This is a genomic window from Ideonella flava (assembly GCF_051857595.1).
Taxonomy (GTDB): Bacteria; Pseudomonadota; Gammaproteobacteria; order Burkholderiales; family Burkholderiaceae_C; genus Ideonella.
This window is the reverse complement of the sequence record NZ_JBPZHD010000010.1, coordinates 63,952-90,099: the sequence shown is the minus strand read 5'-3', so window position 1 is coordinate 90,099 and position 26,148 is coordinate 63,952. Positions and strand designations below refer to the sequence as shown.

Here is a 26,148-nt window from a genome sequence, read left to right as displayed (position 1 = left end):
CCCCAAAAGAAAAGGCCACCCGAAGGTGGCCTGGGAGGAAGCCTTCCGGAGCATTGGGAGGCTTGTTGTGGCCCTTTGCCCTTCGGCCTTACTTGACGTTGACCGCGGCCCAGGCTGCGTTGACGGCGTTCCAGGTGGTCGAGCCTGCGCCGCCATAGAGATCCGCCGCGGCTGCCAGGGTGGCGACGCGTGCGCCGGCGTAGTTGGTGCTGGAGGTCATGTAGACCGACAGCGCCCGGTACCAGATCTTCTCGGCCTTGTCCCGGCCGATGCCGGTGAGCACGGCATTGCCGGTGGCCACGCGGGTATCGCTGGCCTGGCAGGTCGGCGATGCGGCGCCGCCGGCCGGCTGCGAGCCCTCGGCCAGCAGGTAGTACAGGTGGTTGCCTACGCCCGACGAGTAGTGCACGTCCAGATCGCCCACGCCGCTGAACCAGCAGTCGGCGGAAGAGCCGTCCACGCTGGGCTGGATCATGGTGCGCAGCGGGGTGCCGCTGCCGTCCTTGAGCAGGCGCTCGCCGATCAGGTAATCCGGCTTCTCGGCCGCGTTGTTCGCGTAGAACTCGACCATGGAGCCGAGGATGTCCGAGGTCGACTCGTTCAGGCCACCGGACTCGCCGGAGTAGATCAACGCGGCCGTGCGCGAGGTGACGCCGTGCGTCATCTCGTGGCCGGCCACGTCCAGCGCGACCAGGGGGTTGTAGCTCGAGTCGCCGTCGCCGTAGCTCATGCAGAAGCAGCTGTCGCTCCACGACGCGTTCACGTAGGGCAGGCCGAACAGCTTCTGGTGGACCTTGGAGCTCGCGCCCTTGCCATCGTCGGCGATGCCGTGGCGGCCGTGCACGTTGAGGTAGTAATCCCAGGTGTAGGCGTGGCCCGCAGCGGCGTCGACGGCCACCGTCTGGCGATTGGCGTTGGTGCCGTTGCCCCACAGGTTGTCGGCATCGGTGAACAGCGTGCCCTTGCCGACGAACTTGCCCTTCAGGTCGGAGACGGTGTGGCCGCCGCGCGTGAGGTCGCGCAGCACGTAGCCTCCGCCTGCCTGCGAGTCGGTGTGGATGGCGATCCGGCCGAGGAACAGGCTGCGGCCCGTGCCCACCGCGTCGGCGGTCTGGATGTCGTCGAAGCTGTCCAGCACCTGGCCGTTGCGCGCCTGCACGATGACGTGGCGCTCGGTGGGCAGGCCTTCCTTCGTCTGGCCGACGTACAGCACGTCCCAGGCCAGCGTGGGCTTGTGGTGGTGGGCGAAGACGACCAGCTCGTGGCTCACGGTGGCGCCTTCGGCCACGTTGGCGGTCTTCAGGCCGGCGCGTTCGGCGGCGCTGCCGTCGAGCGTGGGTTGCACGGACAGCGCCGGCGTCGCTGCCACGGTGCGCGAAAGACCGCGCAGCGCGCCGCTCGCATGGCCATGGACGACCACGTCGCCGCCGATCACGCGCAGGTGGTGGAAGCGACGCGCGAAACGGACGTGCTCGGTGCCGTCGGCATCGATCATCACGTCACGTGCGTCGAAGCTGTCCGCCTCGGGCAGCACGCCCTGGGAACCCTGCAGGTGCGCCAGTGCGCGCGCCACGGCCTGGGGATGGTCGGCCGGATGTGAGGCGTGGGCCGCGGCGGCGGTGAACAGGGCCGCGCAGGCCAGGACCACCTGGCGAAGAGGATTCGATGTCAACGACGTACTCCTTGTGTTCGAGGGATGTGTGGGCATGGCTCGTGGCCAGGCTGGCGCGCATGATCGCGGCGCGGCCAGGGTGCGGCAAGGCATGGAGGCAGGCCCCTGAACATCGTTGAAGAAGCGGGCCGCGAAACCCATCGCGCTGTTTGTGCGTTCAGCGTCACGTCATGGTTGCGACATTGCGGCTTCATGGCGCCGTCATGCCGAGGCGTCACGATGCCTGACCATGCAGACGCCCGCCCACACCGCGCCGCATGAGGACTCTCCGCAGCCGCTGCGCTTTCGCACGCTGTGGATCTCCGACATCCATCTCGGCACGCCGGGCTGCCAGGCACTCGCGCTGCTGGACTTCCTCAAGGCCACCGAGTGCGAGACGCTCTACCTGGTCGGCGACATCATCGACGGCTGGCAGCTCAGGCGCGGCTGGTACTGGCCGCAGGCCCACAACGACGTGGTGCAGAAGCTGTTGCGCAAGGTGCGCAAGGGCACCCGCGTGGTGTTCGTGCCCGGCAACCACGACGAGTTCGCGCGCCGCTACCTGGGCCACAGCTTCGGCGGCGTGGAAGTGGTGGAGGACTGCGTCCACCTGACGGCCGACGGGCGGCGCCTGTGGGTGACGCACGGGGACCTGTTCGACGGCGTCATCCAGTGCGCGAAGTGGCTGGCCTACGTCGGCGACTCGCTCTACGAATTCACGCTCAAGCTCAACCGCTACCTCAACCACCTGCGGGCGACGGTGGGCCTGCCGTATTGGAGCCTGTCGAAATACCTCAAGCTCAAGGTCAAGCGCGCCGTGAGCTACGTGAGCGACTTCGAGCAGGCGCTGGCGCGCGAGGCGAGAAGGCGCGGCGTGCAGGGCGTGGTCTGCGGCCACATCCACCACGCCGAGCTGCGAGACATCGACGGCATCCTGTACGCCAACGACGGCGACTGGGTCGAGAGCCTGACGGCGCTGGCCGAGCACGAGGATGGGCGGCTCGAGCTGCTCGACTGGTCGCACTGGGCGGCCGCATCCTTGCCCGAACCTGCAAGCCACGCGCCTGAAGAGACGGCCTCGGCGCCGCGGCCGGCGGCACGGCCCCCAACCTGGCCGGAACCGGCGACGCTGGCCGATTGACGGGCTGCCGAGGCCGGCTGCAGTATCTTCGGCACCGTCAAAAGGGTCATGCCCCTGTCACACCAGATTCATAAACTGGCGCCATGAGTGAACTCTTGTCCAGCGCGGAGCTCGTCGAAGCGGCGCCCCCCGAAATCAGCGTGCCGCCGGTGCTCCTGAACCGCGAACAGGCGATCCTCGAGTTCAACCGCCGCGTGCTGGCCCAGGCCCAGCGAGAGGACGTGCCGCTGCTGGAGCGCCTGCGCTACGTGACCATCGTCTCGTCCAACCTGGACGAGTTCTTCGAGGTGCGCTTCGCCGACGTGCTGGAGGCGGCCCGCGCAGCCCCCAGCGAGGCCTCCACCGCGGACCTGGCCGCGGTGGCATCGGCGGCCCACGCCCTCATCGTCGAGCAGTACGCCGTCTTCAACCACGAAGTGATGCCGGCGCTGGAGCGCCAGGGCATCCGCGTCATCAACCACGCCGACCGCAATGCCGCGCAGCGTGAATGGGTGGCGGCCTTCTTCGAGCGCGAGGTGCGGCCGCTGCTGATGCCGGTCGGCCTCGATCCGGCCCATCCCTTCCCGCTGGTGGCCAACAAGTCGCTGAACTTCATCGTGCGGCTGGGCGGGCGCGATGCCTTCGGCCGCGAGAGCCAGATCGCCATCGTCAAGGTGCCGCGCGTGTTGCCACGGGTCATCCGCCTGCCGGCCGAGGTGTGCGCGAAGGGCGAGCAGGGCTTCGTGATGCTGTCCAGCGTCATCCGGGCCCACCTGGCCGAGCTGTTCATGGGTCGCACGGTCGAGTCGTTCTCGCAGTTCCGGGTCACGCGCGATTCCGAGCTGGAGGTCGACGAGGACGACGTCACCAACCTGCGCCAGGCGCTGCGCAGCGGCCTCACCACGCGCCACTTCGGCCTGGCGATCCGGCTGGAGGTCGTCTCCAGCTGCCCGGAGGAGCTCTGGCGCTTCCTGCTCGAGCAGTTCGACCTGCCGGATGCGGCGTGCTACCGCGTGGACGGCCCCGTCAACCTGGTCCGGCTGAACGAGCTCATCGACCAGGCGGACGACGTCCGCGGCGGCGCCTCCCTGCGCTTCCCGCCGTACGAGCCCGCCTGGCCGTCCGGCCGGCTGCCACGGGCCGGCTCCGTCTTCGATGCCCTGCGCGAGCGCGACCTGCTGCTGCACCACCCGTTCGAGAGCTTCGAGCCGGTGGTCCAGTTCCTGCGGGAGGCGGTGGAGGATCCGGACGTGCTGGCCATCCGCCAGACGGTCTACCGCACGGGCGCGAAGTCAGTCCTGATGGACCTGCTGATCGAGGCCGCTCGAAGAGGCAAGGAGGTGATGGTCGTCGTCGAGCTCAAGGCGCGCTTCGACGAGGAGGCCAACATCAACTGGGCCGAGCGGCTGGAGGCGGTGGGCGCGCAGGTCGTCTACGGCATCGTCGGCCTGAAGACCCATGCCAAGCTGCTGCTGGTGACACGGCGCGAGACCGGCCCGCGCGGAGCCACCCACCTCCGGCGTTATGTGCACCTGTCCACCGGCAACTACAACCCCAAGACGGCGCGCCTGTACACCGACCTCGGCTACCTGACTGCGGACGCCGGCATCGCGGCCGATGCCGACGCGGTCTTCCAGCAGATTGCCAGCCTCACTCGCGTCAAGCCCCCGCGCCATCTGCTGACGGCGCCCTTCGTGCTTCACCGCCGGCTGGTGCGGCACATCGGCCAGGTGGCGGAGGCCGCCCGCGCCGGCCAGCCCGCGCGCATCGTCGCCAAGTTCAACGCGCTCACCGACCCTGGCCTGATCCACGCGCTGATCGAGGCCTCGCGCGCCGGAGCCCAGATCGACCTGATCGTGCGAGGGGCCTGCATGCTGCGGCCGGGCGTGCCCGGGCAGACGGACCGCATCCGCGTGCGCTCGGTGGTCGGCCGCTTCCTGGAGCATTCGCGCATCCTGTACTTCCGCTGGGGCGTGGGCGAAGAGGACGAGGTGCTCTACCTGTCCAGCGCCGACTGGATGGGCCGCAACATGTTCCGCCGCATCGAGCTGGCCTGGCCGGTGCGCGACGCCCGCCTGCGCCAGCGCGTGATCGACGAATGCCTGGTGCCCTACCTGCACGACAGCCGCGACGCCTGGGATTTGCAGCCCGATGGCAGCTACCTCCGCGCCGGCACCGAAGGCATCAGCGCCCAGCAGGCCCTGATGGCGCGCTTCTCGCCCGCCTGACGCCATGGACCTCATCCTCTGGCGCCACGCGGAAGCGGAGGAACTCTCGGCCGGTGTCGACGACCCGGCGCGCGGCCTCACGTCCAAGGGCGAACGACACGCGCGCCGCGTGGCCGAGTGGCTGAACCAGGTGCTGCCCCATTCGACCAAGATCCTGGTCAGCCCCGCGCTTCGCACGCGCCAGACGGCCGAGGCGCTGGAGCGCAAGTTCAAGGTCAGCGAGTCACTGGCGCCCGAGGGCACGGTCGACGGCCTGCTGGCCGCGGTGCGCTGGCCTGATGCGCGCGAGCCGGTGCTCGTGGTCGGCCACCAGCCGACGCTGGGCCTGGCTGCCGCCTACCTCATGACCGGCCCGCGTCTGACCCACGGCGACCCCGAGGGCCTGTTGCCCTGGTCCATCCGCAAGGGCGGCGTCTGGTGGCTGCGCCACCGGCCGCGGGAGGACAGGGGCGAGGTGGTGCTGGTCGCTGTTCGTAGTCCGGAGCTGGTGTGACGGGGGCACAGCAGCTCCGGCTGGCGCCGCTGTCCGTGAGCACCCGCTAGCCCCTCCAAGCGGAGGCTCCCGCCAGAAGGACGCGCTGCCGCGCGTCTGCCCCGGCGCGGCGGCGCGTCAAGCCGTCTAGCCTTTTCGGCGGTTGTAGACGTCGAGGAACACCGCCGCCAGCAGCACACCCCCCTTGATGACCTGCTGGTAGTCGATGCCGATGCCGAGGATGGACATGCCGTTGTTCATCACGCCCATCACGAACGCGCCGATGACGGCGCCCATCACCTTGCCGACGCCACCGGAGGCCGAAGCGCCGCCGATGAAGCAGGCGGCGATCACGTCGAGCTCGAAGCCGACGCCGGCCTTGGGCGTGGCGGTGTTGAGCCGCGCGGCGAACATCAGGCCGGCCAGCGCGGCGAGCACGCCCATGTTGACGAAGCTCAGCCACGCCAGGCGCTCGGTGCGGATGCCGGAGAGTCGCGCGGCCTTCTCGTTGCCGCCCAGCGCGTACAGGCGCCGGCCGAGCGTGGTGCGGTGGGTGACGAAATCGTAGGCCACGGTCAGCACGGCCATGATGATCAGCACGTTGGGCAGGCCCTTGTACGAGGCCATCAGCCAGGTCAGCGCGATGATGGCCGCGGACAGCGCGGCGTGGCGCAGGCCGAACAGCGCCGCCGGCTCCACCTCCATGCCGTGCTGCAGCTCGTAGCGGCGCGAGCGCCAGCCGAGGCCGGCGGCCAGCGCCGCCACCGCCACGCCGAGCACCAGCGAGGTGGTGCGCAGTTCCTCGCCGCCCAGCGGGTCCGGGATGAAGCCGGAGCTCAGGCTCTGGAAGGCTTCGGGGAAGGGGCCGACCGACTGGCCCTGCAGCAGCGCCAGCGCGAGGCCCTTGAACACCAGCATGCCGGCCAGCGTGACGATGAAGGAAGGGATCTTGAACCAGGCGACGAACCAGCCCTGCAGCGCGCCAATGGCGGCCCCGGCGGCGATGCACATCAGCGTGGCCGGCACGGCGGACCATTCGTACTGCACCATCAGCACGGCGGCCAGCGCACCGATGAAGCCGCATACCGAGCCGACCGAGAGGTCGATGTGGCCGGCCACGATCACCAGCAGCATGCCCAGCGCCATCACGACGATGTAGCTGTTCTGCAGCACGAGGTTGGTCAGGTTCAGCGGCTGCAGCAGCGTGCCATCGGTCAGGTACTGGAAGAAGGCCATGATCGCGACGAGCGACAGCAGCATGCCGTACTCGCGCAGGTGGTGCTTCAGGAAGTGGCCTAGGCCCGGGGCGGGCAGGGGAGCGGCGGTCGTGTCCATGGTGTCTTCAGTGTTCAGTGCACGGCAGCGCCGTTGACGATCGCCTTCATGATGGCTTCCTGCGTGGCCTCGGCGGCCGTCATCTCGGCGACGAAGGCGCCCTCGTTCATGACGTAGAGGCGGTCGCACATGCCGAGCAGTTCGGGCATGTCGGAAGAGATCATCAGGATGGCGCGGCCTTCGTCGGCCAGGCGGGCGACGAGGGAGTGGATTTCGAACTTGGCGCCCACGTCGATGCCGCGCGTGGGTTCGTCCAGGATCAGCAGCGAAGGCTCGGCGAAGAGCCACTTGGCCAGCACCACCTTCTGCTGGTTGCCGCCGGAGAGGTTGACGACCTGCTGCTGAACGCCGGAGCAGCGCGTGCCCAGGCGGCGGCGGTAGTCGTCGGCGACCTTGAACTCGCGCACGTCGTCGATCACCCCGCGCTGCGAGATGCCGCGAAGATGAGCGAGCGTGGTGTTGTGGGCGATGCTGTCGTTCAGCACCAGGCCGAGCGACTTGCGGTCTTCGGTGACGTAGGCCAGGCCGGCCTCGATGGCGCGCGGCACGGTGGAAAGATCCACCTCGCGCCCGTTCATGCGCGCCGTGCCGCTGATGCGCTGGCCCCAGGAGCGGCCGAAGACGCTCATCGCCAGCTCGGTGCGGCCCGCGCCCATGAGGCCGGCGATGCCGACGATCTCGCCGCGGCGCACGGTCAGGTTCACCCCCTTGACCGCCTCGCGCTCGGCATGCAACGGATGGTGCACTCGCCAGTCACGCAGCTCGAACAGGGGCTCGCCGATCTTCGGCGTGCGCTTCGGATAGCGATCGGCCATCTCGCGGCCGACCATGGCGCGGATGATGGCGTCTTCCTGGGCCGGCGCTTCGCGGCAGTCGATGCTGGTGATGGAGCGGCCGTCGCGCAGCACGGTGATCGCATCGGCCACCCGCGCCACCTCGTGCAGCTTGTGCGAGATGAGGATGCACGAGATGCCCTGCGCCTTCAGGCCGAGCAGCAGGTCCAGCAGGGCCTGGCTGTCGCTTTCGTTCAGGCTGGCGGTGGGCTCGTCGAGGATCAGCAGCTTCACGTCCTTGGCCAGCGCCTTGGCGATCTCCACCAACTGCTGCTTGCCCACGCCGAGGTCGCCCACCGGCGTGGAAGGCGACTCCTTCAGCCCGACGCGCGCGAGCAGCTCGCGTGCGCGCACATGCGCCTGGCCGCGATCGAGGACGCCGAAGCGCCCCGGCTCGTGGCCGAGGAAGAGGTTCTCGGCGATCGACATGAGCGGCACCAGCGCCAGCTCCTGGTGGATGATGACGATGCCCAGGCGCTCGCTTTCGGTGACGCCGGCAAAGCGCCGCTCCTGCCCGTCGAAGTGGATCTCGCCTTCGTACTCGGGATGCGGCAGCACGCCCGAGAGCACCTTCATCAGCGTCGACTTGCCGGCACCGTTCTCGCCGCACACGGCGTGGATCTCGCCGCGCTGCACGCTCAGGCGCACATCCTGCAGGGCCGTGACGCCATGGAAGCGCTTGGTGATGCCGCGCATCTCCAGAATCGGCGTCATTGGAACCTCCAACGATGCTGCAACGGCCGGGCGGCGCTCACTTCAGCTGGCCTTCCTTGTAGTAGCCGCTGTCCACCAGCACCGGCTTCCAGTTGGAGGCATCCACCGCCACCGGCTTGAGCAGGTAGGCGGGGACCACCTTCACGCCGTTGTTGTAGGTCTTGCTGTCGTTGATCTCGGGCTGCTTGCCGGCCACCACCGCGTCGACCAGGTTGACGGTGACGCGCGCCAGTTCGCGCGTGTCCTTGAACACGGTGGAGGTCTGCTCGCCCTTGAGGATGGACTTGATCGACGGGATCTCGGCGTCCTGGCCCGTGACCACCGGGCAAGGCTGCTGCGGGGTGCAGTAGCCCACGCCCTTGAGCGAGGACAGGATGCCGATGCTCATGCCGTCGTAGGGCGACAGCACGGCATGCACCTTGTCCTTGCCGTAGAAGGCCGACAGCAGGTTGTCCATGCGCGCCTGGGCCACGGAGCCGTCCCAGCGCAGCGTGCCCACCTTGGACAGGCCCATCTGCTTGCTGCGCACGACCAGCTTGCCGCCGTCGAGATAAGGCTTGAGCACGCTCAGCGCGCCGTCGTAGAAGAACAGCGAGTTGTTGTCGTCGGGCGAGCCGGCGAACAGCTCGATGTTGAACGGGCCCTTGCCCTGCTTCAGGCCCAGCTTGTCGACGATGGAGTTCGCCTGCAGCACGCCGACCTGGAAGTTGTCGAAGGTGGTGTAGTAGTCGACGGTCTTGCTGCCGCGCAGCAGGCGGTCGTAGGCGACGACCTTGATGCCCTTGTCGGCCGCCTTCTGCAGCACGCCGGACAGCGTGGTGCCGTCGATGGCCGCGATCACCAGCACCTTGGCGCCCTTGGTGATCATGTTCTCGATCTGCGCCAGCTGGTTGGGGATGTCGTCGTCCGCGTATTGCAGGTCGGGCTTGAAGCCCTTCTCGCGGAAGACCTTGACCATGTTCTCGCCGTCGGCGATCCAGCGGGCCGAGCTCTTGGTGGGCATCGAGATGCCGACCATGCCCTTGTCCTGGGCCAAGGCGCCAGTGGTGAAGAGCAGCGTGGTGCCGAGCGCGGCGGCCAGGCGGATGAAGCGTTGACGTTGCATGGTGGGTGGGGCCGCGGGCAGCGACCTTGTCTCAATTAGTTTGACGGTCGAATTTAATTCAGTCACGGCCGCCGCGCCTAGGGTTTTTCCCGGGTGGAGCGTGCGGAACTCAGGGTGGCGCGGACCACTGCAGGTGGACGACGCGGTAGCCACGATCCTTCAGGGCCTTCAGCATGAGGGGCAGGGCGGCGGCGGTCTGGTCCTGGGCGTCGTGCAGCAGGACGAGGCCGCGGCCATCGTTTTCGGCCAGCCTCTGCAGCAGGCGTTCGGTCAGCAGCGCGGGGCCCGGGTCGGGCAGCCAGTCCTCGATGCCGAGGTCGACCGACATCACCGTCAGGGCCCGGGTCTTCAGCGCCGCGAGCAGCGCGGGGGTTTCCTCGAGGAACGGGAAGCGGTACGCCGGTGCCGGCGAGCCGAACACCTCGAGGTGGGCCGCCTGCATGGCCTGCAGGTCGGCCAGCTGGTCGGCCTCGGGCAGGCTGGCGAAGTGCTCGTGGCGGAAGCCGTGCATCGCCACGGTGTGCCCTGCGTCGCGCACGCGCCGGGCCAGGTCCGGCGAGCGCAGCAGGGGTTCACCGTTCATGAAGAAGGTGGCCCGCACGCATTGCTGCGCGAGCGCCTGCAGCACCAGCGGCGTCGATTCGGGTCGCGGCCCGTCGTCGAAGCTGAGCACCACCTCGCCTGCCCGCAGCGGCAGCGGCGCGTGTTGTGCCCGGCCATAGGCCGCGCCCTCGCGAGGCAGCGTCAGGACGCGCGAGGTGCCCAACGCAGCGGGCCCGCAATCGGCCGCGGCGACGCTGGCGGTAGCCGTCATGAGGGCCATTCCGAGCATCGTCCGCCAGCTCATTTCGCCGGCTCCAGGGTGACCAGCACCACGTCGTTGCTGCGCATGTTCACCTTCCAGTCCAATCGCGCGCCGGCCTGCACCTGGACGACCTGGTCGACCTCGGCCTTGTCGGCCGTGAGTTCCTGCAGCTGGCGTTGCTGGGCCGCGTCCAGCGCCTTGGGCGAGCCCATCTCGAGGTAGGCCGTCTGGGCATCGTTGGCGCGGTAGCCGGTGCGGCGCAGCTGCAGGCGGTACGTGCCCGGCGGCACGTGGGCCAGGCTCAGCTGCACGGGGCGGGACTCTGTGGCGGGCACCGGCTTGCCGAAGAAGTTGCGGTTGGTCTGCTTCTGGTCGGGCTGCTGCCAGTCCCACATCAGCACCGTCGTCTTGGCGCCGTCCGCCGAAGCCAGCGTGGCGTTGTCGGCGCTCGGGATCTCCTGCCCCTTCAGCGCGTTGAGGTACTTGTAGGCGAAGAAGGCCGGCTTGCGGATGCCCTCGGGCGTGAGCAGGCCGAAGCCGCCGTGGAAGGGGCTGGGCGGCGGGCCGGCCTCCTCGAACAGGTCGCTGTAGGTCCAGTAGCTCATGGCCTGGGCCAGTCCGCGCGTGGCCTTGAGCTTGGTCAGGATCCACGGCGCGCTGATGTAGCTGTCGTGCACCAGGTCGCGCGGGTTGTAGCTGGTGCTCCACTCGGTGATGTACAGCGGCAGGCCGGGGAAGGCCGAGGCCTGGATCTGCTCGCGCACTCGGCGCACGTCGCCGACGATCGAGTCCGGCGAGGGCGAGAGCTTGCGGTCGTCCTCGCCCTTCTCGTCGAGGAAGCCGCCGTCCACGCCGTAGGTGTGGGTGGTGACGAAGTCCACCGGCAGGCCCTGCTGCTTCGCGTAGGCCAGGAAGGGCACGACCCAGTCCGCGCCGGCCGTGGAAGGGCCGCCGACGCGCAGGGCCGGGTCGACCTTCTTCAGCGTGCGCGCGGTGTTGGCATAGAGCTCGAAGTAGGCCTTCTGGTCGGCACGCTCCCAGAAGCCGTCGAGGTTGGGTTCGTTCCAGACCTCGAATGGCCAGCTGCGAACCTCTTCGGCGCCGTAGCGCTGGATCAGGTGCCGGGCGAAGGCCTCGATCAGCGCCGACCAGGCGGCCGGTTGCGGATGCGAGGTGTTGCCCTTCCAGTAGAAGATGGTCAGCTGGGACGTCGCCAACGCCTGCGGCGTGAAGCCCAGTTCGACGAAGGGCTTGATGCCACGCGCGAGCAGGCCGTCGTACAGCTTGTCGATGCCGCTGAAGTCGAAGCTCAGCTTGCCGTCGACCTTCTTCACCGTGCCCAGGGCGTCGTGGAAGATCGCGTGGAAGCGCAGGTAGCGAAAGCCCAGTTCGTCGACCGCGGTCTTGAGTTGCGCGAGGCTGTCCTCGCGGCCTGTCGTGCCCGGGAAGTCCGCGCCCACCGAAAGGTCGAAGAAGCGGTCGACCGGCGCCTGGGCCTGGGAGCGGTCGAGTTCGATGATGCGCGGCGCGGGCTCGGCGGCGGCAACGTTTGCGGCAAGCGCTAGCGCTGCGCAGGTCACCGACCAAGCCAAGGGCCTTGCGCGGATCCGGCTTTGCCGGTCCGCTGCAAGAGCCCCCTCGGGGGGGCGAGCCGGGACATGAACAGTCCAGTGGACTGTTCGTGCCTGGCTCGCGGCCGGGCCACTGGCCCGGCGCGGCCTGCAAGGCGCGGACCGGAAGGGAGCGTGGGGGCTCTGTTTATGCATGGGCAGGTGCTTTCGCCGTGTCGCGGCCGGCGTCGTGATCGTGGTGGGTCGCGTGAGGGAAAGGCGCCCACCAGGCCAGCAGGATGGGTGGCACCGAGAAGGCGAGCACGAGGGTGAAGAAGGTGCCGTAGTCGTGGCCGACCTGGTTCCAGACCCAGCCGCTCACCGTGCCGGTGGACCACTTGGTCAGCGCCATCACGCCGGTGGCCATCGCGTAGTGCGCCATGCGGAAGGGCCCGGGCGCGACCTGCTGCATCATGTAGAGCATGTGGCCCACCGAGCCCATGCCGAAGCCGAACTTCTCGAGCGAGACGATGGCGCCTATCCACAGCGTGTCCTCGGGCGTGGACTGGCTCAGGTAGAAGTAGGTCAGGTGCGGCAGGTTCAGCACCAGCGCCAGCACGAAGAAGGACTTCGGCAGCGTGCGCCGCGCGACGAGGAAGCCGCCGAGGAAGGCACCGGCGATGAAGGCGATGGTGCCCACCGTGCCGTTGATGTGCCCCAGTGCCTCGTTGCCCAGGCCCAGCCCGCCGGCGCTGCGCGGATCCAGCAGGAACAGCGGCCCGAACTTCTCGATGAAGCCTTCGCCGAAGCGGTAGAAGAAGATGACCGCCAGCATCATCCAGATCTGCGGCTTCTGGAAGAAGCTGACCCAGGCATCCCGCAGGGCGACGAAGCCGGCCGCGGCGCCTTCGCCTCGCACGGTCGAAGGCGCTCCCGGCGGCAGCACGCGCAGGTGCCACAAGCCGAACACCGCCATGGCCGCCGCCGCGGCGCCCATCACGATCATCCAGCAGTGCACCCAGGCCAGGCCGAAGCTGCCATGCAGCCAGCCGGTCATGGACACCAGCAGGCCGGAGCCTATGACCGCGCCCATGTTCCAGCACATGCCCTGCAGGCCGGCGTAGCGCGCCTGCTCGGGGATGGGCATGGTCGTCATGAAGACGCCGTCGGCGCAAGTGTCCTGCGTCGCCGAGGCGAAGCCGGTGATCCAGAAGAAGGCCAGCGAAGCCTGGAAGAAGCCCTCCAGCGGCAGGCAGAACGCGACCATGCCGAGCGAGGCCGCCATCGCGAACTGCATGCTGATGACCCACCAGCGCTTGCTGCGGTAGGCCTCCAGCAGCGGCGCCCACAAGGGCTTGAGCACCCAGGGCAGGTACAGCTGCGAGGTGTAGAGCGCGATGTCCTCGTTGGACACGCCGAGGTTCTTGTAGATGATGGCCGCGACCACGCCGACCATCACGTTGGGCAGGCCCATCGCGAGGTAGAGCGAGGGAACCCAGCTGAGGGGGTGGCGGGCCGGCGGCGGGGGCGGGTGGCTCATGGTGTTCTCAGGGCTTGGGGTTCATGGTCGACGCCAGTTCGTCCGGGGTCTTGCCGGACTGGATGGCCTCGATGGCGTGGCGCACGCGTTCGGCGCGCTCGGGTTGGTGCGGGTCCGTGGCCAGGGGGATCAGGGCGCGGACGGCGCGTTCGCGGTCACCCATCTCCAGGTCGGCGCGGGCCTCGAACAGCGCGTACTCCGGCACCGAGGGCGCCAGCAGCCGGGCGGCCTGCGCGGCATTCAAGGCGTTCTTGTCCATGCCGTTGCGGGCCACGGCCTGCGCCAGGAAGTACAGCGTCGGCGGATCGTCCTTCTTCAGGCGATAGGCCTTGAAGAGGTGGCTGCGGGCCTTGTCCAGGGCGGCGCGCTGCTCGTCACCCTTCCACTGGTCGGCCTGTCGGGTCAGCGCACGCGCCATCAGGTAGTGCGCCTCGTGCGGCGCGTCCTCGGCGCCGACGATGCCCTCCAGCCGCTTCACCGCGGCCGCAGGGTCGCCGAACAGGGCCTCGGCGCGAGCCAGCACCAGCGAGAGCTGCAGGCCGGCGGCCGGCGAGGGCTTGCTGGCCTGCGAACGCAGCCGCTCGAGGATCTCCTGCGCGACCTCCGGCTTCGGGCAGGTGCGCAGCACGCCCGAGTCCAGGGCGAGCTTCGTGGCTTCTTCCGATAGCGGCGACATCCGGATCGTGGGCACCGGGATCTCCGCGCTGCGGATCTTCACCATCGGCAGGGCGCGGCGATAGGCGTTCAGCGTCTTGATCAGGTCGGCGACCGTGATGCCGGTGGCGGACTCGAAGGCGGCCACACTGTCCTCGCCGGCCCCCACACGAGCGAAGTAGTCGGCGAGCGCCTGCGTGCGCTTGCTCTCGCTCAGCATGTAGTGGGTCAGCAGCCAGGATTGCGCGTACAGGCGGTCGACTTCGAAGCGATTGAGTTGCTTCCAGTCGCGGCTGTTCCATCGCAGGACATCCTCGAACGGCAGCCAGGGGGGCGTGGCGAGTATCGGCAGGCGATCCTGGTGCTGGCCACCGAGCGAGATCGCACCGTCCTCGTAGGCCGCGGTGCCCATGTACTCCGCGAAGCCTTCCACATACCACCCGGGGTAGGCCCTCGTCGCGTACTGGAACATCAGCTGGTGCGCGTACTCGTGCTGCAGCACCAACCGGCTGGTGTCCCATCCGTCCGGGCCCAGGGTCCGCGCCTGCGTGGCGTACATCAGCGAGCCTTCGGCGCAGAAGTAGTACGCGCCGGCCACGTTGTAGGGCAGCGTGGGGCGCAGCTCGTGCAGGGCGCTCTGGCCTTCCAGCAGCTGGATCTCGGACCGTCCCTGGGTGCGCACGTTCTTGTCGTCGGCGCCGAGAAGCTTCAAGCCTAGCCAGCGGAAGGCCTCCAGCTGTTTCAGGTAGTCGCGGGTGACGGATTCCTGGGCGCTGCTGTAGAGCGTGAAGTGCTCGCTTTCGGCGAGCAGCCAGCCACCGGCCAGGGTAGGAGCAGCGGCCAGGCAGCCGGCGAGGGCCAGCGCGAGAGACCGCAGCTTCATGAGAGGGTAGGACATCGGTTCAGGGGGACGGGGTCAGCGCCTGCAGGGCCGCCGACACATACACCAGCGGCGCGTTCCAGTTGATCGCCACCTCGTTGCTGGCGTAGCTGCACATGTGGTCGAGCCAGGCCTTGGCCGGCACCTTGGAGGGGTAGGGCACCTGGCAGTCCTTGGCGTCGTTCAGGCCGGCGTTGGGGCCGCCGACGATGAAGCCGGGCACCGGGGCGTCCACGCCGTCGGCTTCGGAGGGCCGGTGGTGCGGATGCTGCGGCGAGCGGATGCCGAAGCCGGTGACCATCGAGGTGCCGAGCGGGTTGCGGCCCATGACGTAGTCGAGCGCCGATTGCGCTGCATCCAGCTGCCGCCTGTCGCCCGAAAGCCGGTAGCCCTGGATCAGCATCACGGCCTGGTTGAGCAGGCCGGAGTTGCTGCCCCAGTTGAAGTCCGCGGTCTGCATGCCGACGCGGTAGGGCGAGGAGGACCAGACAGCGGCGAGGCTGGCCGCCAGGCCGTTGATGCGATCCGCGATCAGGCGCTGGTCGGCCGCGGCGGTGAGCCGCGCGCGATGGTGGGCCAGCGACATCCACGCCAGCCCGTTCACGGTGTTCCAGCCGGGCACGACGGCGGGAACGCGATCGGCCTTGATCGCCTTGTAGAAGGCGTCGTCCCGCGTCGTGATGTAGAGCTCGGCGGCGGCCCAGGCGAACTCGTCTTCGAGCTGCTGGTCGTCGTAGCCGCCGGTGTGGATGTCGGGCGGCTGCTTGTAGAGCACGTTGGGATGCTGGCCGGCCCAGGCCCAGGCGGCCAGCGCCGCGGTGCGCATGCGCGCGGCCAGGCCAGGTCGTTGCGCCTCGAAGCCGGAGAAGATGCGGCTCGCGGTGGCCATCACCGCGGCGAAGTCGAGCGCGGCGGCCGTGGTCTTCTGCACCACGTAGCGCTCGGCCGTCGCCTGCTGGGGCATGACGATGCCGTCGAAGCCCTTGTTGGTCAGCTTGGAGTAGACGCCGCCATCGGCCGGGTCCTGCATGGTCAGCATCCATTCGAGGTTCCACAGGGCCTCGTTCAGGATGTCGGGCAGGCCGTCGCCGCTCTCGGGGAGGTTGAGGTTCTGGCGCTTGAAGAAGTCGGGGAAGTGCTCGTAGGCGGCGAGCAGGGTGTAGACGGTGATGCCGGAGTTGACGATGTACTTGTTGTAGTCGCCGGCGTCGTACCAGCCCTTGGGACTGGAGATCACCGTGCCTTCGGGCCGGCCCGGGCCGGCGGCCGAGGCATGCACCAGCACCTTCGTGTCAGAGTGGCCGGCCGGCCGCGCCCAGGCACCGGCGTACTTCGGCTCCAGCTCGATGCTGGCGCGGTTGAAGTAGTAGGCCCGCAAGGCGCCGGCGTTGAGCGCGCTGTAGGCATCGGCCGCGATGCTGAAGACGGGCGAGTCGGCTGCGCCGTCGACGTGCAGCCGGTAGCTGCCCGGCAGCTTCAGTGCCGAGAAGTCGGCGAGGCGGAAGGACTCCTGCGCCGGCTCCCACGGCTTCGCCGGCCCCAGCGTGCCCCGATAGGCCTCGCGGCCGGTGCTGGCGTCGACGACCGTGAATGCGGCGGCTTCGGTGGCGGCGGGCACGGCCGCCCACTTGGCGGCGGCCGGCGGGAAGCCCACCTGGTTGACCTGGATGGCGGAGGCGCCCTCGGCGAACGAGGGCGACGAGGCCATCAGCGCGACGGCAAGGGCGCAAGAAGCGTGATGTTGGATCAAGGGGAAGCTTCCCAGACGACGGTATCGGTGAGGCCGCCTTCGGTGCTGACGCGCAGCACGTTGCGGCCGGTGGCGAGCGCGACCTGGGGCCAGACGGCGATGCGGTCGGACGGCTCCTTCGAGCCGACCGCCTTGCCGTTGACCTCGAGCGTCACGCGCGCGGCGTTGGTGTAGACCTTGACGGCGGTCGGGCCGGCGGCGCGCAGGGTGTGGCGGCGGCTGGTGATGTAGACGACGGGCTCGCGGCTCCATTGCGCGCGGTACCAGAAGAAGGCGTCCTTGCGCACCTGGCGGTCGTAGGTGACCAGGCCCTTGTCGTTGATGCCCGGACGATCGCCCTCGTCGCGGCCGGCGGAGGCCAGGTCGAAGCCGACCCAGACGAAGCTGCCCCACAGCCAGGGCCGCTCGCGGATCTGGCGCCACCAGGCCTCGTGGAACAGGGCCTGGTATTGCTCGGGATGCCAGCCGCTCTTGGGCACCGGGCGCTTCGGCGGATCCTCCTGCTGCAGCACGCTGCCGCCCGCCCCGTATTCGCTCAGGCCGACCGCGCGACCCGGCATCTGGCGATGCAGGGCATCGGCCCAGGGCCCGACGTCGGCGAACTCGTGGTCGTACCAGCCGTAGTAGCGGTTGTAGCCGGTGATGTCGGTCTGCAGGGCCAGGCCGTCGTTGTCGGCGGCGCAGCAATGGGCATACGCGGTGGGGCGCCGCGGGTCGTCCCGCCGGGCCTGCAACTGCAGCTCGGCGAGCAGGCCGCGGCTCACGGCATCGGCCTGGTAGACCTCGTTGCCCAGGCCCCAGATGGCCACCGAAGGATGGTTGCCGGTCTGGCGCATCAGCTCGCGCAGCTGGCGCGACAGGTTGCCGCGGAAGGCCGGGCTGTCCTGCATCGCGCTGTTCAGGGGGATCTCGGTCCACAGCACGAAGCCGAGCCGATCGGCTGCTTCGTAGACACGTTGCGGATGCTGGAAGTGCACCAGGCGCAGGCCGGTGACGCCCAGCTGCTGCAGGATCTCCATGTCGAGGTCGATGTCGGCATCGCCCACGGCCAGGCCGCGCCCCGGCCGGCCGGGGTGGAAGTAGTTGACGCCATGCAGCGGGTAGGGCTGGCCGTTGAGCAGGAAGCCCCGCTGCGGGTCGATGGCGACCTGGCGGATGCCGACCGGTTGCTCCAGCTCGTCGACCACCTCGCCGTGCTCCAGCACCTGGGCCGTCAGGCGGTACAGGTAGGGATCGCGTACGCCCTGCCAGAGATGCGGCTGCGGCAGCGTGAGCGCATGGCGGCTCAGCTCGTTGAAGCCGCCGGCACGGGCGTCGATGGCCTGCTCGTCCCGCAGCACCACCCGGCCTTGCGCATCGCGCAGGATGAGCCGCACGGCGACCGCCCGTGTCTCGGCCCCGTCGTTGCGCACGCGCACGGTCACGCGCAGGCGGGCGGCCGCACGAGCGAGCTCCTCGACGGCGACCTCGACACCTGGGCCGCCGTCGTCCAGCAGGTCGATGTGCCGCCGGTGGGTCTCGACCAGCCGCACCTGGCGGTACAGGCCGCCGAAGACGGTGAAGTCGCCGCCCAGCGGAGCGACGCTCGGCAGGTTGGAGTTGTCCACCCGGACGGCCAGCGTGTTGCGGCCCGGCCTGAGCAGCCCGCTGACATCGAAGCGGAAGCGCGCGTAGCCGCCTTCGTGGCGGCCGGCATGGTGCCCGTTGACCCACACGTCGGCCGCCAGCGCGGCGCCGTCGAACTCGAGGAAGCGGCGTTGCGCCGACGGCGAAGTCGACAGCTCCAGCGTGTGCCGGTACCAGGCCGGGCCGCGGTAGTAGGCGCCGCCGGCCTCGCCGTCGACGGCGTTCCAGGTGTGGGGCAGCGTCACCGCGGCCCAGCCGCCGTCGTCGAAGGCCGGGGCTTGCGCACCGGCCATGTCCGCACGCTGGAAGCGCCAGCCCGCCTCCAGCGGCACGACGCTGCGCACCGAGGCTTGCGCGCCAGCGAAGAGCAGCAACCCCAGCATCGCCAGGGCGGCACGCCATGCCATCACGGGCCGTTGGAGCATGGGCGTGCCGGCCTCGGGACCTGCGTCAGGCCGCGGCCCAGTCCAGCGAGGAGCCGCTGTCCTGCACCGGGCTGCGCTGGCCGTCGGCCTCCAGGCACCACTGCTTCAGCGAACCTTCGCTGACCTGCGCGGTGTAGCGCCCGCCTCGGCGGCTCACGGTGCCGCGGGCCGCAATCCGGCCGTCGGGCGAAGGCACCACGAAGGGCGCGCTCGCGCCGTCGGCCAAGGCGAACACGCGCAGCGTCACGCCGCTGGCGTAGTCGTAGTCCGCCCGCTCGGTCTCGCTGCCCCAGGGCAGCACGGTGTTGGGCGCCACGTACAGCGGCAGGCTCAGGAAGCCGTGCTGCTCGCGCTGCCACCGGCCGCCGGGCTTGCGTTCGCCGCTCAGCAGATGCGTCCACTCGCCACCCTGGTCGGGCAGGTACACATCGACTTCGCCGCTCTCGGTGAACACCGGCGCCACCAGCAGCGACTCGCCCAGCTGGTACTGGCGATCGAGCGCGGTGCAGGCGGGATCGTGCGGATGCTCCATCACCATCGAGCGCATCACCGGCACGCCCGTCTCGCTGGCCTCGATGGCCTTGGCGTAGAGGTAGGGCATGAGCCGGTGCTTCAGCCGCGTGAACTCGCGCAGCACGTCGCAGCTTTCCTCGTCGACGAGCCAGGGCACCCGGTAAGAGCTGCTGCCGTGCAGGCGGCTGTGCGAGGACAGCAGGCCGAACTGGATCCAGCGCTTGTAGACGGCCGGCGGCGGGTTGCCCTCGAAGCCGCCGATGTCGTGGCTCCAGAAGGCGAAGCCGCACGAGGTGAGCGACAGGCCCCCGCGCAGGCTCTCGGCCATCGACTCGAAGTTGGACCAGCAATCGCCGCCCCAGTGCACCGGGAAGCGCTGGCCCGAGGCGTAGGTGGAGCGGGCGAAGACCATGGCGTCCTCGCCCTTGACTTCACGCAGCAGGTTGAAGACGACCTCGTTGTACTGCAGCGCGTAGAGGTTGTGCATCTCGACCGGGTCGGAGCCGTCGTGGTAGACGACCCCTTCGGTGGGGATGCGCTCGCCGAAGTCGGTCTTGAAGCAATCCACGCCCTGCGCCAGCAGCCGGCGCAGGTGGCCCTGGTACCAGGTGACCGCGCCCGGGTTGGTGAAGTCGACGATGGCCATGCCCGGTTGCCACAGGTCGGTCTGCCAGACCAGGCCGTTCGGCCGCTTCAGGAAGTAGCCGTGCTTCGCGCCTTCGGCGAAGAGCGGCGACTTCTGGGCCACGTAGGGGTTGATCCAGAGGCTGATCTTCAGGCCCTTGGCCTTCAGGCGCGCGAGCATGGCCTCGGGCTCGGGGAAGCCGCGCGGATCCCACTGGAAGTTCACCCACTCGAACTCGCGCATCCAGAAGCAGTCGAAGTGGAAGACCGCCAGCGGCAGGTCGCGCCGCTTCATCTCGTCGATGAAGTGCGTCGCGGTGGCCTCGTCGTACTGGGTGGTGAACGAGGTCGTCATCCACAGGCCGAAGCTCCAGGCCGGCGGCAGCGGCGCGCGGCCGGTGAGCGCGGTCAGGCGCGTCATCACGTCCTTCTGCGTCGGGCCGGCGATGACGCAGTAGTCCAGGCTCTCGCCTTCGCGGCTGAACTGCACGCGGGTGGTCTTCTCGGAGGCGACCTCGAACGACACCGGGCCCGCCTCGTTGACCAGCACGCCGTAGCCGCGGTTGGTGAGGTAGAAGGGCACGCTCTTGTAGGCCTGCTCGCAGGCGGTGCCGCCGTCCTTGTTGACGTTCTCGACGACCTGGCCGTTCTTGACCCAGGGCGTGAAGCGCTCGCCCAGGCCGTAGACGCTCTCGCCCACCTGCAGCGTGAGCTGCTCGTGCACGAAGCTGCCCTTGCCGGCGTACTGGATGTAGCCGAGGCTGCGCCAGTCGCTCTTCGTGAGCACGCGGCTGCCCTCGCGGAAGACGAGGCTCCAGCCTTCGCCCTTCTTCACGTCGACCGACAGCACGCCGGAGGTCAGCGTGACGTGGGTGGCCGTCTCCTCGACCTGCACGGCCGGCGTGCCGGCGCCGGGCATGGGCACGTGAAGCCGCGGCGCCTCGGACGCCGCGAAATGCTCGACGCTGACGCGGATCACGCCGGCCAGGGGCGAGCTCAGCGTGACGGTGAGCGTCGGGCCCTGCAGCGTGTCGCCTCGGTGCTTGATGGGCCGGGTCGTGGCGAGCACGACGATGCGGTCGGCGTGCGCCTCGACGGCATAGGCCTCGGCTGCGTAGTGGGCGGCGACGCCCGGCTGCAGCAGCCACTGTCCATCGGTGAATTTCATCGGGTGGGGTTCCTCATGACCATGATCGATTCGGGGAAGAAGGGATGGGCGGCCGTCATGCTTTCAGTTGCCAGTACAGGTTGTAGCGCTCGTGGGCGATGCGATGGAAGGGGACGAGCTCCAGCTCGGCGTCCGGCTGCGCGGCACGGAGCCGGAAGGACAGCGGGCCGGCCTGCCGGCGCACGGCGCCGGCCGGAATGTCGCCGTCCCAGGCCAGGGCGGGCAAGGGCATCGGGCGGTTCAGCACGTCGCCGTAGGTGCGCTCGTTGACGATCAGGTCGGCGCCCGGCTCCATGCCCTCGGTGCCCAGGCGCGCAGCCAGCACGACCGGGCCGAACATCAGGGCCGCGACGTCTGGCGCGCCCGGCAGCGGCTGCAGGTGCAGGTGCATGGGCAGGACGACGTCGACGACGTCGCCCGGATGCCATCGCCTTTCGACGTCCAGGTAGCGGCCGGGCTGGTGGCTCTCGACGACGACCTTGCCGTTGACCTTGACGATCGCCTGCCGGCACCAGGCGGGATGGCGGATGCGCATCGTGAAGCGCGTCGGCCGGGCGGCCTGCACGGTCAGCCGCGTGCCGGCCTCGTCGGGGAACCTGGTGACCTGGCGCACGCGCACCTGCTTGTCCGCCCAGTTCAGCTCCGAGGCGATGAAGAGGTTGACGACCAGCGTGTCGTCGCCCTGGAAGTAGATCGAGTCGCCGTACTTGGCGTGGTTCTCCATGCCGGTGCCGGTGCAGCACCAGAAGGAGTGCTCGGGCTTGCAGTACAGCTTGGGATAGCCCGGCCGCGTGGCCTGGAAGTAGGTGAACATGCCGCTGGCCGGGTCCTGCGAGGCGAGGATGCCGTTCAGCAGCGCGCGCTCGTAGAAGTCGGCCTGGGCGGCTTGCGGCTCCTGCAGGAAGAGCTCGCGCGTCAGCCGCAGCATGTTGTGCGTGGAGCAGGTCTCCATCGTCTTGGCCGACGACAGGTGCTGCCGCATCTCTCCGGGCGGGAAGAAGAACTCGCCGTCGCCGTTGCCGCCGGTGGCGAAGGAACGATGGTCGACCACCCGGCCCCAGAAGTAGCTTGCGGCCTGGCGATAGCGGGGCTGCCCCGTCAGCGCATGCAGCCGTGCGAAGCCGATGACCTTGGGGATCTGGGTGTTGGAGTGCCAGCCGTCCAGCGGGTCCCTTCCTTCGGCCAGGGGACCCAGCAGGGCCTCGTGGTTGAAACGCTCGGCCAGGGCGAGGTAGCGGGCCTCGCCGGTGAGGCTGTGCAGGTCGGCCAGCACCTCGTTCATGCCGCCGTGCTCCACGCCGAGCATCTGCTGCATGCGCTCGCGATCGCAGCCCTTGGCGGTGTCGTCTATCCAGTCCGCCAGCCGGCACAGCACGGGCAGCGCGCTCGCGTTCCCGGCGTGCACGTGCGCGTCGCGCAAGCCAGCCATGACCTTGTGCAGGGTGTACCAGGGCACGCCCGTGACGGGCCGGCCGCGCAGGCTGTTCATCAGCTGCGCATCGTTGTCGGGGAAGGCGCAGACCAGCCCTCGCCCGCTGGCGGCCTGGCAGGCCGCGAGCTCGTCGACGCTGTAGCCGACCCGCTGCCGGTAGGCGGCATCGCCGGTGGAGGCCCACATCAGCGCGCAGGCGCTGAGGTAGTGCCCCAGCGTGTGGCCGTGGCATCGGATGTCGACCCAGGGCTCCTGCGACTCCCAGCCGCCGTACACCGGGGCCTTGGGAGGCAGCCCGGCGTTGACGCGGAAGTTGTGCAGCATCCGGTCGGGCTGCAACGACAGCAGGTACTCGCCGTCGCGCTCCTGCGCCGCCTTGAATTCGCCGGGCAGCAGACGGACTTCGGACAGGCCGAAGGGCCGCAGCGCGGGCGGTGGTGCCGAACGCTCCTGGCCCGCGGCGGCAGGCAAGGGCAGGCCGGCCGCCAGCCAGGGCCACACGGCCATGGCCTGAACGACGTTGCGCCGCCGGCTGACATTCACTGGTGCCCCCTCGGGCCTGCGTCCCGGTCCCTCCAAGAGGGAATGAGCCCCTGCGGGCGGCCGGGCGGGGCTCATGCCGCGAGCCCTCGATACACGAAGTCGCGCAGCTTCACTTCGCCGCGGCCGGCGGCGAACAGCGCGATCTTCAGGCTCAGGAAGCCGCCGAAGACGTTGTGGTGGAAGCCGGACATCTCCATCTGCCACGGGTGGCGCTTCCAGGTCTTGCCGTCGGTGGAGTACTGCCAGCTCGCCACCTGTTCGCGGCAGCTGAGCTTCAGGTGCACCGTGCGTGCGTCCATCGCCTCGCGCATCCAGCTGTGCTCCTGGCCGTAGTGGTGGGTCAGCATCTGCGTGCGGCTGAATCCCACGCCGGCGAAGCCGCGCTGGTCGTAGAACAAGGCCATGCCTCCGTGCGCCTCCCCCTCGATCTCGAGCACCACGGAGGCCTCGTAGTGGCGGTCGCCCACCAGGCAGGTCAGCGGCGAGCAGTCGGCGAGCGTCGCGCCCTTGCCCTGCAGCACCAGGCCGGGCCGGGCGAATCGAAGGCGCTGCATCTCCTGCGGGCCGGGGGAGAAGAAGCTCCACTGCAGGCCGAGCTTGTCGGCCGAGAAATCATCGGACAGCGCCGCGCCGGCCGGGCTGGGCTTGCCGCCGCGGGGCTTGGGCAGCGGCTTGTCCAGCGTGCCGCCCTTGGCGCGGAACCAGCCGTCGCGAGTCCACTCGATGGGCTCCAGCAGCGTCTGCCGGCCGAGGGTGCGGTAGCCGCTCTCGTAGCCGTGGTAGACCATCCACCAGTCGCCCGCCGGTCCTTCGACGAGGCTGGCGTGGCCGCGCGACCACCAGGGTTCGTCGGCGCTGGTGGTGCGCACGATCGGGTTGTGCGGGCATTGCTCCCACGGGCCGTGGATGGACTTCGAGCGGGCGGCGGTCACCATGTGGCTGGTGGCCGGGCCGGAGGTGCCGCCCACGGCGGAGACGAGGTAGAACCATTCGCCGCGGCGCAGGAGCTTGGGGCCCTCGGGCGCGAACATCTCCACCACCCAGTCCTCGGGGTACTGCCAGGGCGTGTAGGCGTGCTGCAACTCGCCGACGGTCGACAGGCCGTCGTCGGCCAGCCGGATGCGTCGCACGCCGTTGACGAAGAGGTAGCGCTTGCCATCCTCGCCGACCACGTGGCCGGGGTCTATGCAGCCCGGCAGCTTCAGGTCGATCGGTTCGCTCCAGGGGCCGCGGATGTCGTCCGCATGCACCACGTGGATGGCGGTGCCTTCGTCCTGCAGCGAGGGGATGTAAAGGTAGTAGCGGCCCTGGTGCCTGACCAGGTCCATGGCCCACACCGAGCCTATGGGCCGGTGCAGGGCGGCGCCGATCGGCGCCCAGTTCAGCAGGTCGGTCGAGTGCCAGATCACCGCGCCGGGATAGGACTGGAACGACGAGAACGTCATGTAGTAGTCCGACCCGTCCTTCAGGATGGTGGGGTCGGGGTGGTCGCCCGGCACGATCGGGTTGCGATACGTGCCGTTGCCCAGATCGGCCTTGCGCTGGCCCTCGATGCCCTGGCCGAAGCGGGGCTCCGCGGCCCCGCATGAAGGCGCGGCCGAGGGGCGCGGAGAGGCGGCGACCGCCGCGCCCTGCAAAGGCAGGGAGCCGGCGGCCGCGGTGGCCTGCAGAAGACGCCGCCGCGTCAGCGACGGCGTCTCGTTCAAGGAGCGATCATTTCGCGGCATTGACGATGGTGCTGACCAGGCTGGAATAGACCTGGGCGCCGGTGGAGCGGTTGAACAGTCCGGAGGTGTGGTTGCCGGTGGCGCCCGCATCCCAGTAGACCGGCACGATGCCGCGGCTGAAGGCGGCCTTGGTGATGTACTGGTCCCAGTAGGTGCGGTACTTCTGAGCGCTGTCGACGTTCAGGCGGGCGGTGGCCGCGTACTCGCCCATGATCACGCCCATGCCGAGGCTGTCGATGAAGCGCGACTTCATCTTGGCCATCTGCGCGTCGACGTAGCTCTCGTTGGCCCAGGTCTCGGTGTTGGCGGCGCTGTTCGCGATGCTGCCCCATTGCCAGATGGTGTCGCTGTCGTTCAGCGTGAAGTTGTACGGGTCGTAGTAGTGGATCTCGACCATCAGCTTCTTCGTGGCCGAATCGCTCGGCACGGTGAAGTAGTTGTAGGTGTGGTCGATGTTGGTGTTGAAGCCCTGCACGACCAGATGGCGCGAGGCGTTGTAGCCGCCGGTGGCGCGTACGGCATTCACGAAGGTCTGGTTGAAGCTGTTCTGGACGGTGTAGTACTCGACGGTGGGCGTGCCGTAGTCGCCGTCGACCATCACCTCGTTCGTGCCGGCGAACAGCAGGTAGTCGTCGTAGGTCTTGAAGTTGTTGGCGATCTGGGTCCAGAACTTGGTGATGCGGGCGTTCACCGTGGCCTGCTGGGCGTAGGTGGGCTGCATCCAGCCGCCGTCCCAGTGGATGTTGATGATGGTGTAGAGGCCGGCGCTGCGCGCGTAGTTCACGACATCGGTCACGCGGGCCATCCAGCTGGCGCTGATGTTGTCGTTGGCGTCGGCGTACTGCTTCCACGAAACGGGGATGCGGATCGACTTGAAGCCGGCCGACTTGATGCCGTTCATGATGGCCTGGTTGACCAGTGGGTTGCCCCAGTTGGTCTCGCCGCCTATGGCCTCCAGCGAGTTGCCCATGTTGGTGCCCGGCGACATGTTGGCCGAGATCTGCAGGCTGGTCAGGTTGCGCATGCCCGCACGCGCGGTGGCGGCGGGGTTGGAGTTGAAGCTGCCGCTGGCGGTGGTGAACTTGATCCAGTACCAGTAGGGCGTCCCCGAGACCGCGCTCGAGTCGGTGTAGCTTCGGGCCGAGGCGCTGAGGACGGCCAGGCGGTTGCGCCCTTGCGGGTCGCTGTCGGTGTCACGGTAGACCTGCAGGCCGGTGACGGTGCCGCTGACCGTCCAGGTCAGGCCGACGTTGCTGGAAGTGCCGGTGGCAGTCAGGCAGACGGTAGCGCCGCCGCCGGTGACGCAGCCCTGGGCCTGCGCCGCCGACGCGGCGCACAGCGCCAGGCAGAAGAACACCAGCGATAAGAAGGACTTCATGATGGACCTTTCGTGGTTGACGGGCTCGGCACGGTTGTCTCCGCTGTGGTCGAGCCTCGGGGGGGGAACTCAGTC

At 69.2% G+C, this 26,148-nt stretch carries 17 protein-coding genes; 3 read left to right on the top strand and 14 right to left on the bottom strand.

The features are described 5' to 3' along the window. Positions 1 to 88 precede the first annotated feature (88 nt). Complete coding sequence (locus tag ACS5PM_RS21855) at positions 89 to 1,672, bottom strand: M4 family metallopeptidase (RefSeq protein WP_439389815.1); 1,584 nt, start codon at positions 1,670 to 1,672, stop codon at positions 89 to 91. A 229-nt stretch (positions 1,673 to 1,901) separates the two neighbouring features. Here ACS5PM_RS21855 and ACS5PM_RS21850 point away from each other — a divergent pair, with 229 nt between their 5' ends. The 3 genes from ACS5PM_RS21850 to sixA all read left to right on the top strand — a co-directional run bounded on the left by ACS5PM_RS21850 (position 1,902) and on the right by sixA (position 5,492). Then, positions 1,902 to 2,792, top strand: a complete 891-nt coding sequence (locus ACS5PM_RS21850) for a UDP-2,3-diacylglucosamine diphosphatase (protein ID WP_439389814.1) — start codon at positions 1,902 to 1,904, stop codon at positions 2,790 to 2,792. An 83-nt stretch (positions 2,793 to 2,875) separates the two neighbouring features. Further along, positions 2,876 to 4,999 (top strand): polyphosphate kinase 1, encoded by a 2,124-nt coding sequence (ppk1, locus tag ACS5PM_RS21845; protein ID WP_439389813.1) that lies wholly within the window; start codon positions 2,876 to 2,878, stop codon positions 4,997 to 4,999. A gap of 4 nt (positions 5,000 to 5,003) precedes the next feature. Then, complete coding sequence (gene sixA / locus ACS5PM_RS21840) at positions 5,004 to 5,492, top strand: phosphohistidine phosphatase SixA (protein ID WP_439389812.1); 489 nt, start codon at positions 5,004 to 5,006, stop codon at positions 5,490 to 5,492. Between the two features lie 126 nt (positions 5,493 to 5,618). Here sixA and mmsB read toward each other — a convergent pair whose 3' ends face one another. The 13 genes from mmsB to ACS5PM_RS21775 all read right to left on the bottom strand — a co-directional run bounded on the left by mmsB (position 5,619) and on the right by ACS5PM_RS21775 (position 26,073). Next, positions 5,619 to 6,806, bottom strand: coding sequence for a multiple monosaccharide ABC transporter permease (gene mmsB / locus ACS5PM_RS21835; RefSeq protein ID WP_439389811.1), 1,188 nt, complete (start codon positions 6,804 to 6,806; stop codon positions 5,619 to 5,621). A gap of 14 nt (positions 6,807 to 6,820) precedes the next feature. Beyond that, positions 6,821 to 8,353: a multiple monosaccharide ABC transporter ATP-binding protein gene (gene mmsA / locus ACS5PM_RS21830; RefSeq protein WP_439389810.1), complete on the bottom strand. Its 1,533-nt coding sequence runs from the start codon at positions 8,351 to 8,353 to the stop codon at positions 6,821 to 6,823. A 37-nt stretch (positions 8,354 to 8,390) separates the two neighbouring features. Next, the gene (gene chvE, locus ACS5PM_RS21825) at positions 8,391 to 9,458 is read right to left on the bottom strand and encodes a multiple monosaccharide ABC transporter substrate-binding protein (RefSeq protein WP_439389809.1); all 1,068 of its coding nucleotides are present in this window, start codon (positions 9,456 to 9,458) and stop codon (positions 8,391 to 8,393) included. A 109-nt stretch (positions 9,459 to 9,567) separates the two neighbouring features. Then, the gene (locus tag ACS5PM_RS21820) at positions 9,568 to 10,272 is read right to left on the bottom strand and encodes a polysaccharide deacetylase family protein (protein ID WP_439389808.1); all 705 of its coding nucleotides are present in this window, start codon (positions 10,270 to 10,272) and stop codon (positions 9,568 to 9,570) included. Between the two features lie 29 nt (positions 10,273 to 10,301). Next, complete coding sequence (locus tag ACS5PM_RS21815) at positions 10,302 to 11,843, bottom strand: GH39 family glycosyl hydrolase (protein WP_439389807.1); 1,542 nt, start codon at positions 11,841 to 11,843, stop codon at positions 10,302 to 10,304. 178 nt (positions 11,844 to 12,021) lie between these two features. Continuing rightward, on the bottom strand, positions 12,022 to 13,353 hold the full coding sequence (locus ACS5PM_RS21810) for an MFS transporter (protein WP_439389806.1): 1,332 nt from the start codon (positions 13,351 to 13,353) through the stop codon (positions 12,022 to 12,024). Between the two features lie 7 nt (positions 13,354 to 13,360). After that, on the bottom strand, positions 13,361 to 14,890 hold the full coding sequence (locus ACS5PM_RS21805; RefSeq protein ID WP_439389805.1) for a hypothetical protein: 1,530 nt from the start codon (positions 14,888 to 14,890) through the stop codon (positions 13,361 to 13,363). Positions 14,891 to 14,909: 19 nt separating this feature from the next. Beyond that, positions 14,910 to 16,595 carry a glycoside hydrolase family 9 protein gene (locus ACS5PM_RS21800; RefSeq protein WP_439389804.1) on the bottom strand — a complete coding sequence of 562 codons (1,686 nt, stop codon included), beginning with the start codon at positions 16,593 to 16,595 and terminating at the stop codon, positions 14,910 to 14,912. 38 nt (positions 16,596 to 16,633) lie between these two features. Further along, a complete protein-coding gene (locus tag ACS5PM_RS21795; RefSeq protein WP_439389803.1) occupies positions 16,634 to 18,688 on the bottom strand; it encodes a glycoside hydrolase family 2 protein in 2,055 nt (684 codons plus the stop codon). 25 nt (positions 18,689 to 18,713) lie between these two features. After that, positions 18,714 to 20,993 carry an alpha-xylosidase gene (yicI, locus tag ACS5PM_RS21790; RefSeq protein WP_439389802.1) on the bottom strand — a complete coding sequence of 760 codons (2,280 nt, stop codon included), beginning with the start codon at positions 20,991 to 20,993 and terminating at the stop codon, positions 18,714 to 18,716. A gap of 55 nt (positions 20,994 to 21,048) precedes the next feature. After that, positions 21,049 to 22,932 carry a glycoside hydrolase family 127 protein gene (locus ACS5PM_RS21785; protein ID WP_439389801.1) on the bottom strand — a complete coding sequence of 628 codons (1,884 nt, stop codon included), beginning with the start codon at positions 22,930 to 22,932 and terminating at the stop codon, positions 21,049 to 21,051. 107 nt (positions 22,933 to 23,039) lie between these two features. After that, positions 23,040 to 24,674: a family 43 glycosylhydrolase gene (locus ACS5PM_RS21780; protein WP_439389800.1), complete on the bottom strand. Its 1,635-nt coding sequence runs from the start codon at positions 24,672 to 24,674 to the stop codon at positions 23,040 to 23,042. Between the two features lie 7 nt (positions 24,675 to 24,681). Then, complete coding sequence (locus ACS5PM_RS21775; RefSeq protein ID WP_439389799.1) at positions 24,682 to 26,073, bottom strand: glycoside hydrolase family 5 protein; 1,392 nt, start codon at positions 26,071 to 26,073, stop codon at positions 24,682 to 24,684. Positions 26,074 to 26,148 lie beyond the last annotated feature (75 nt).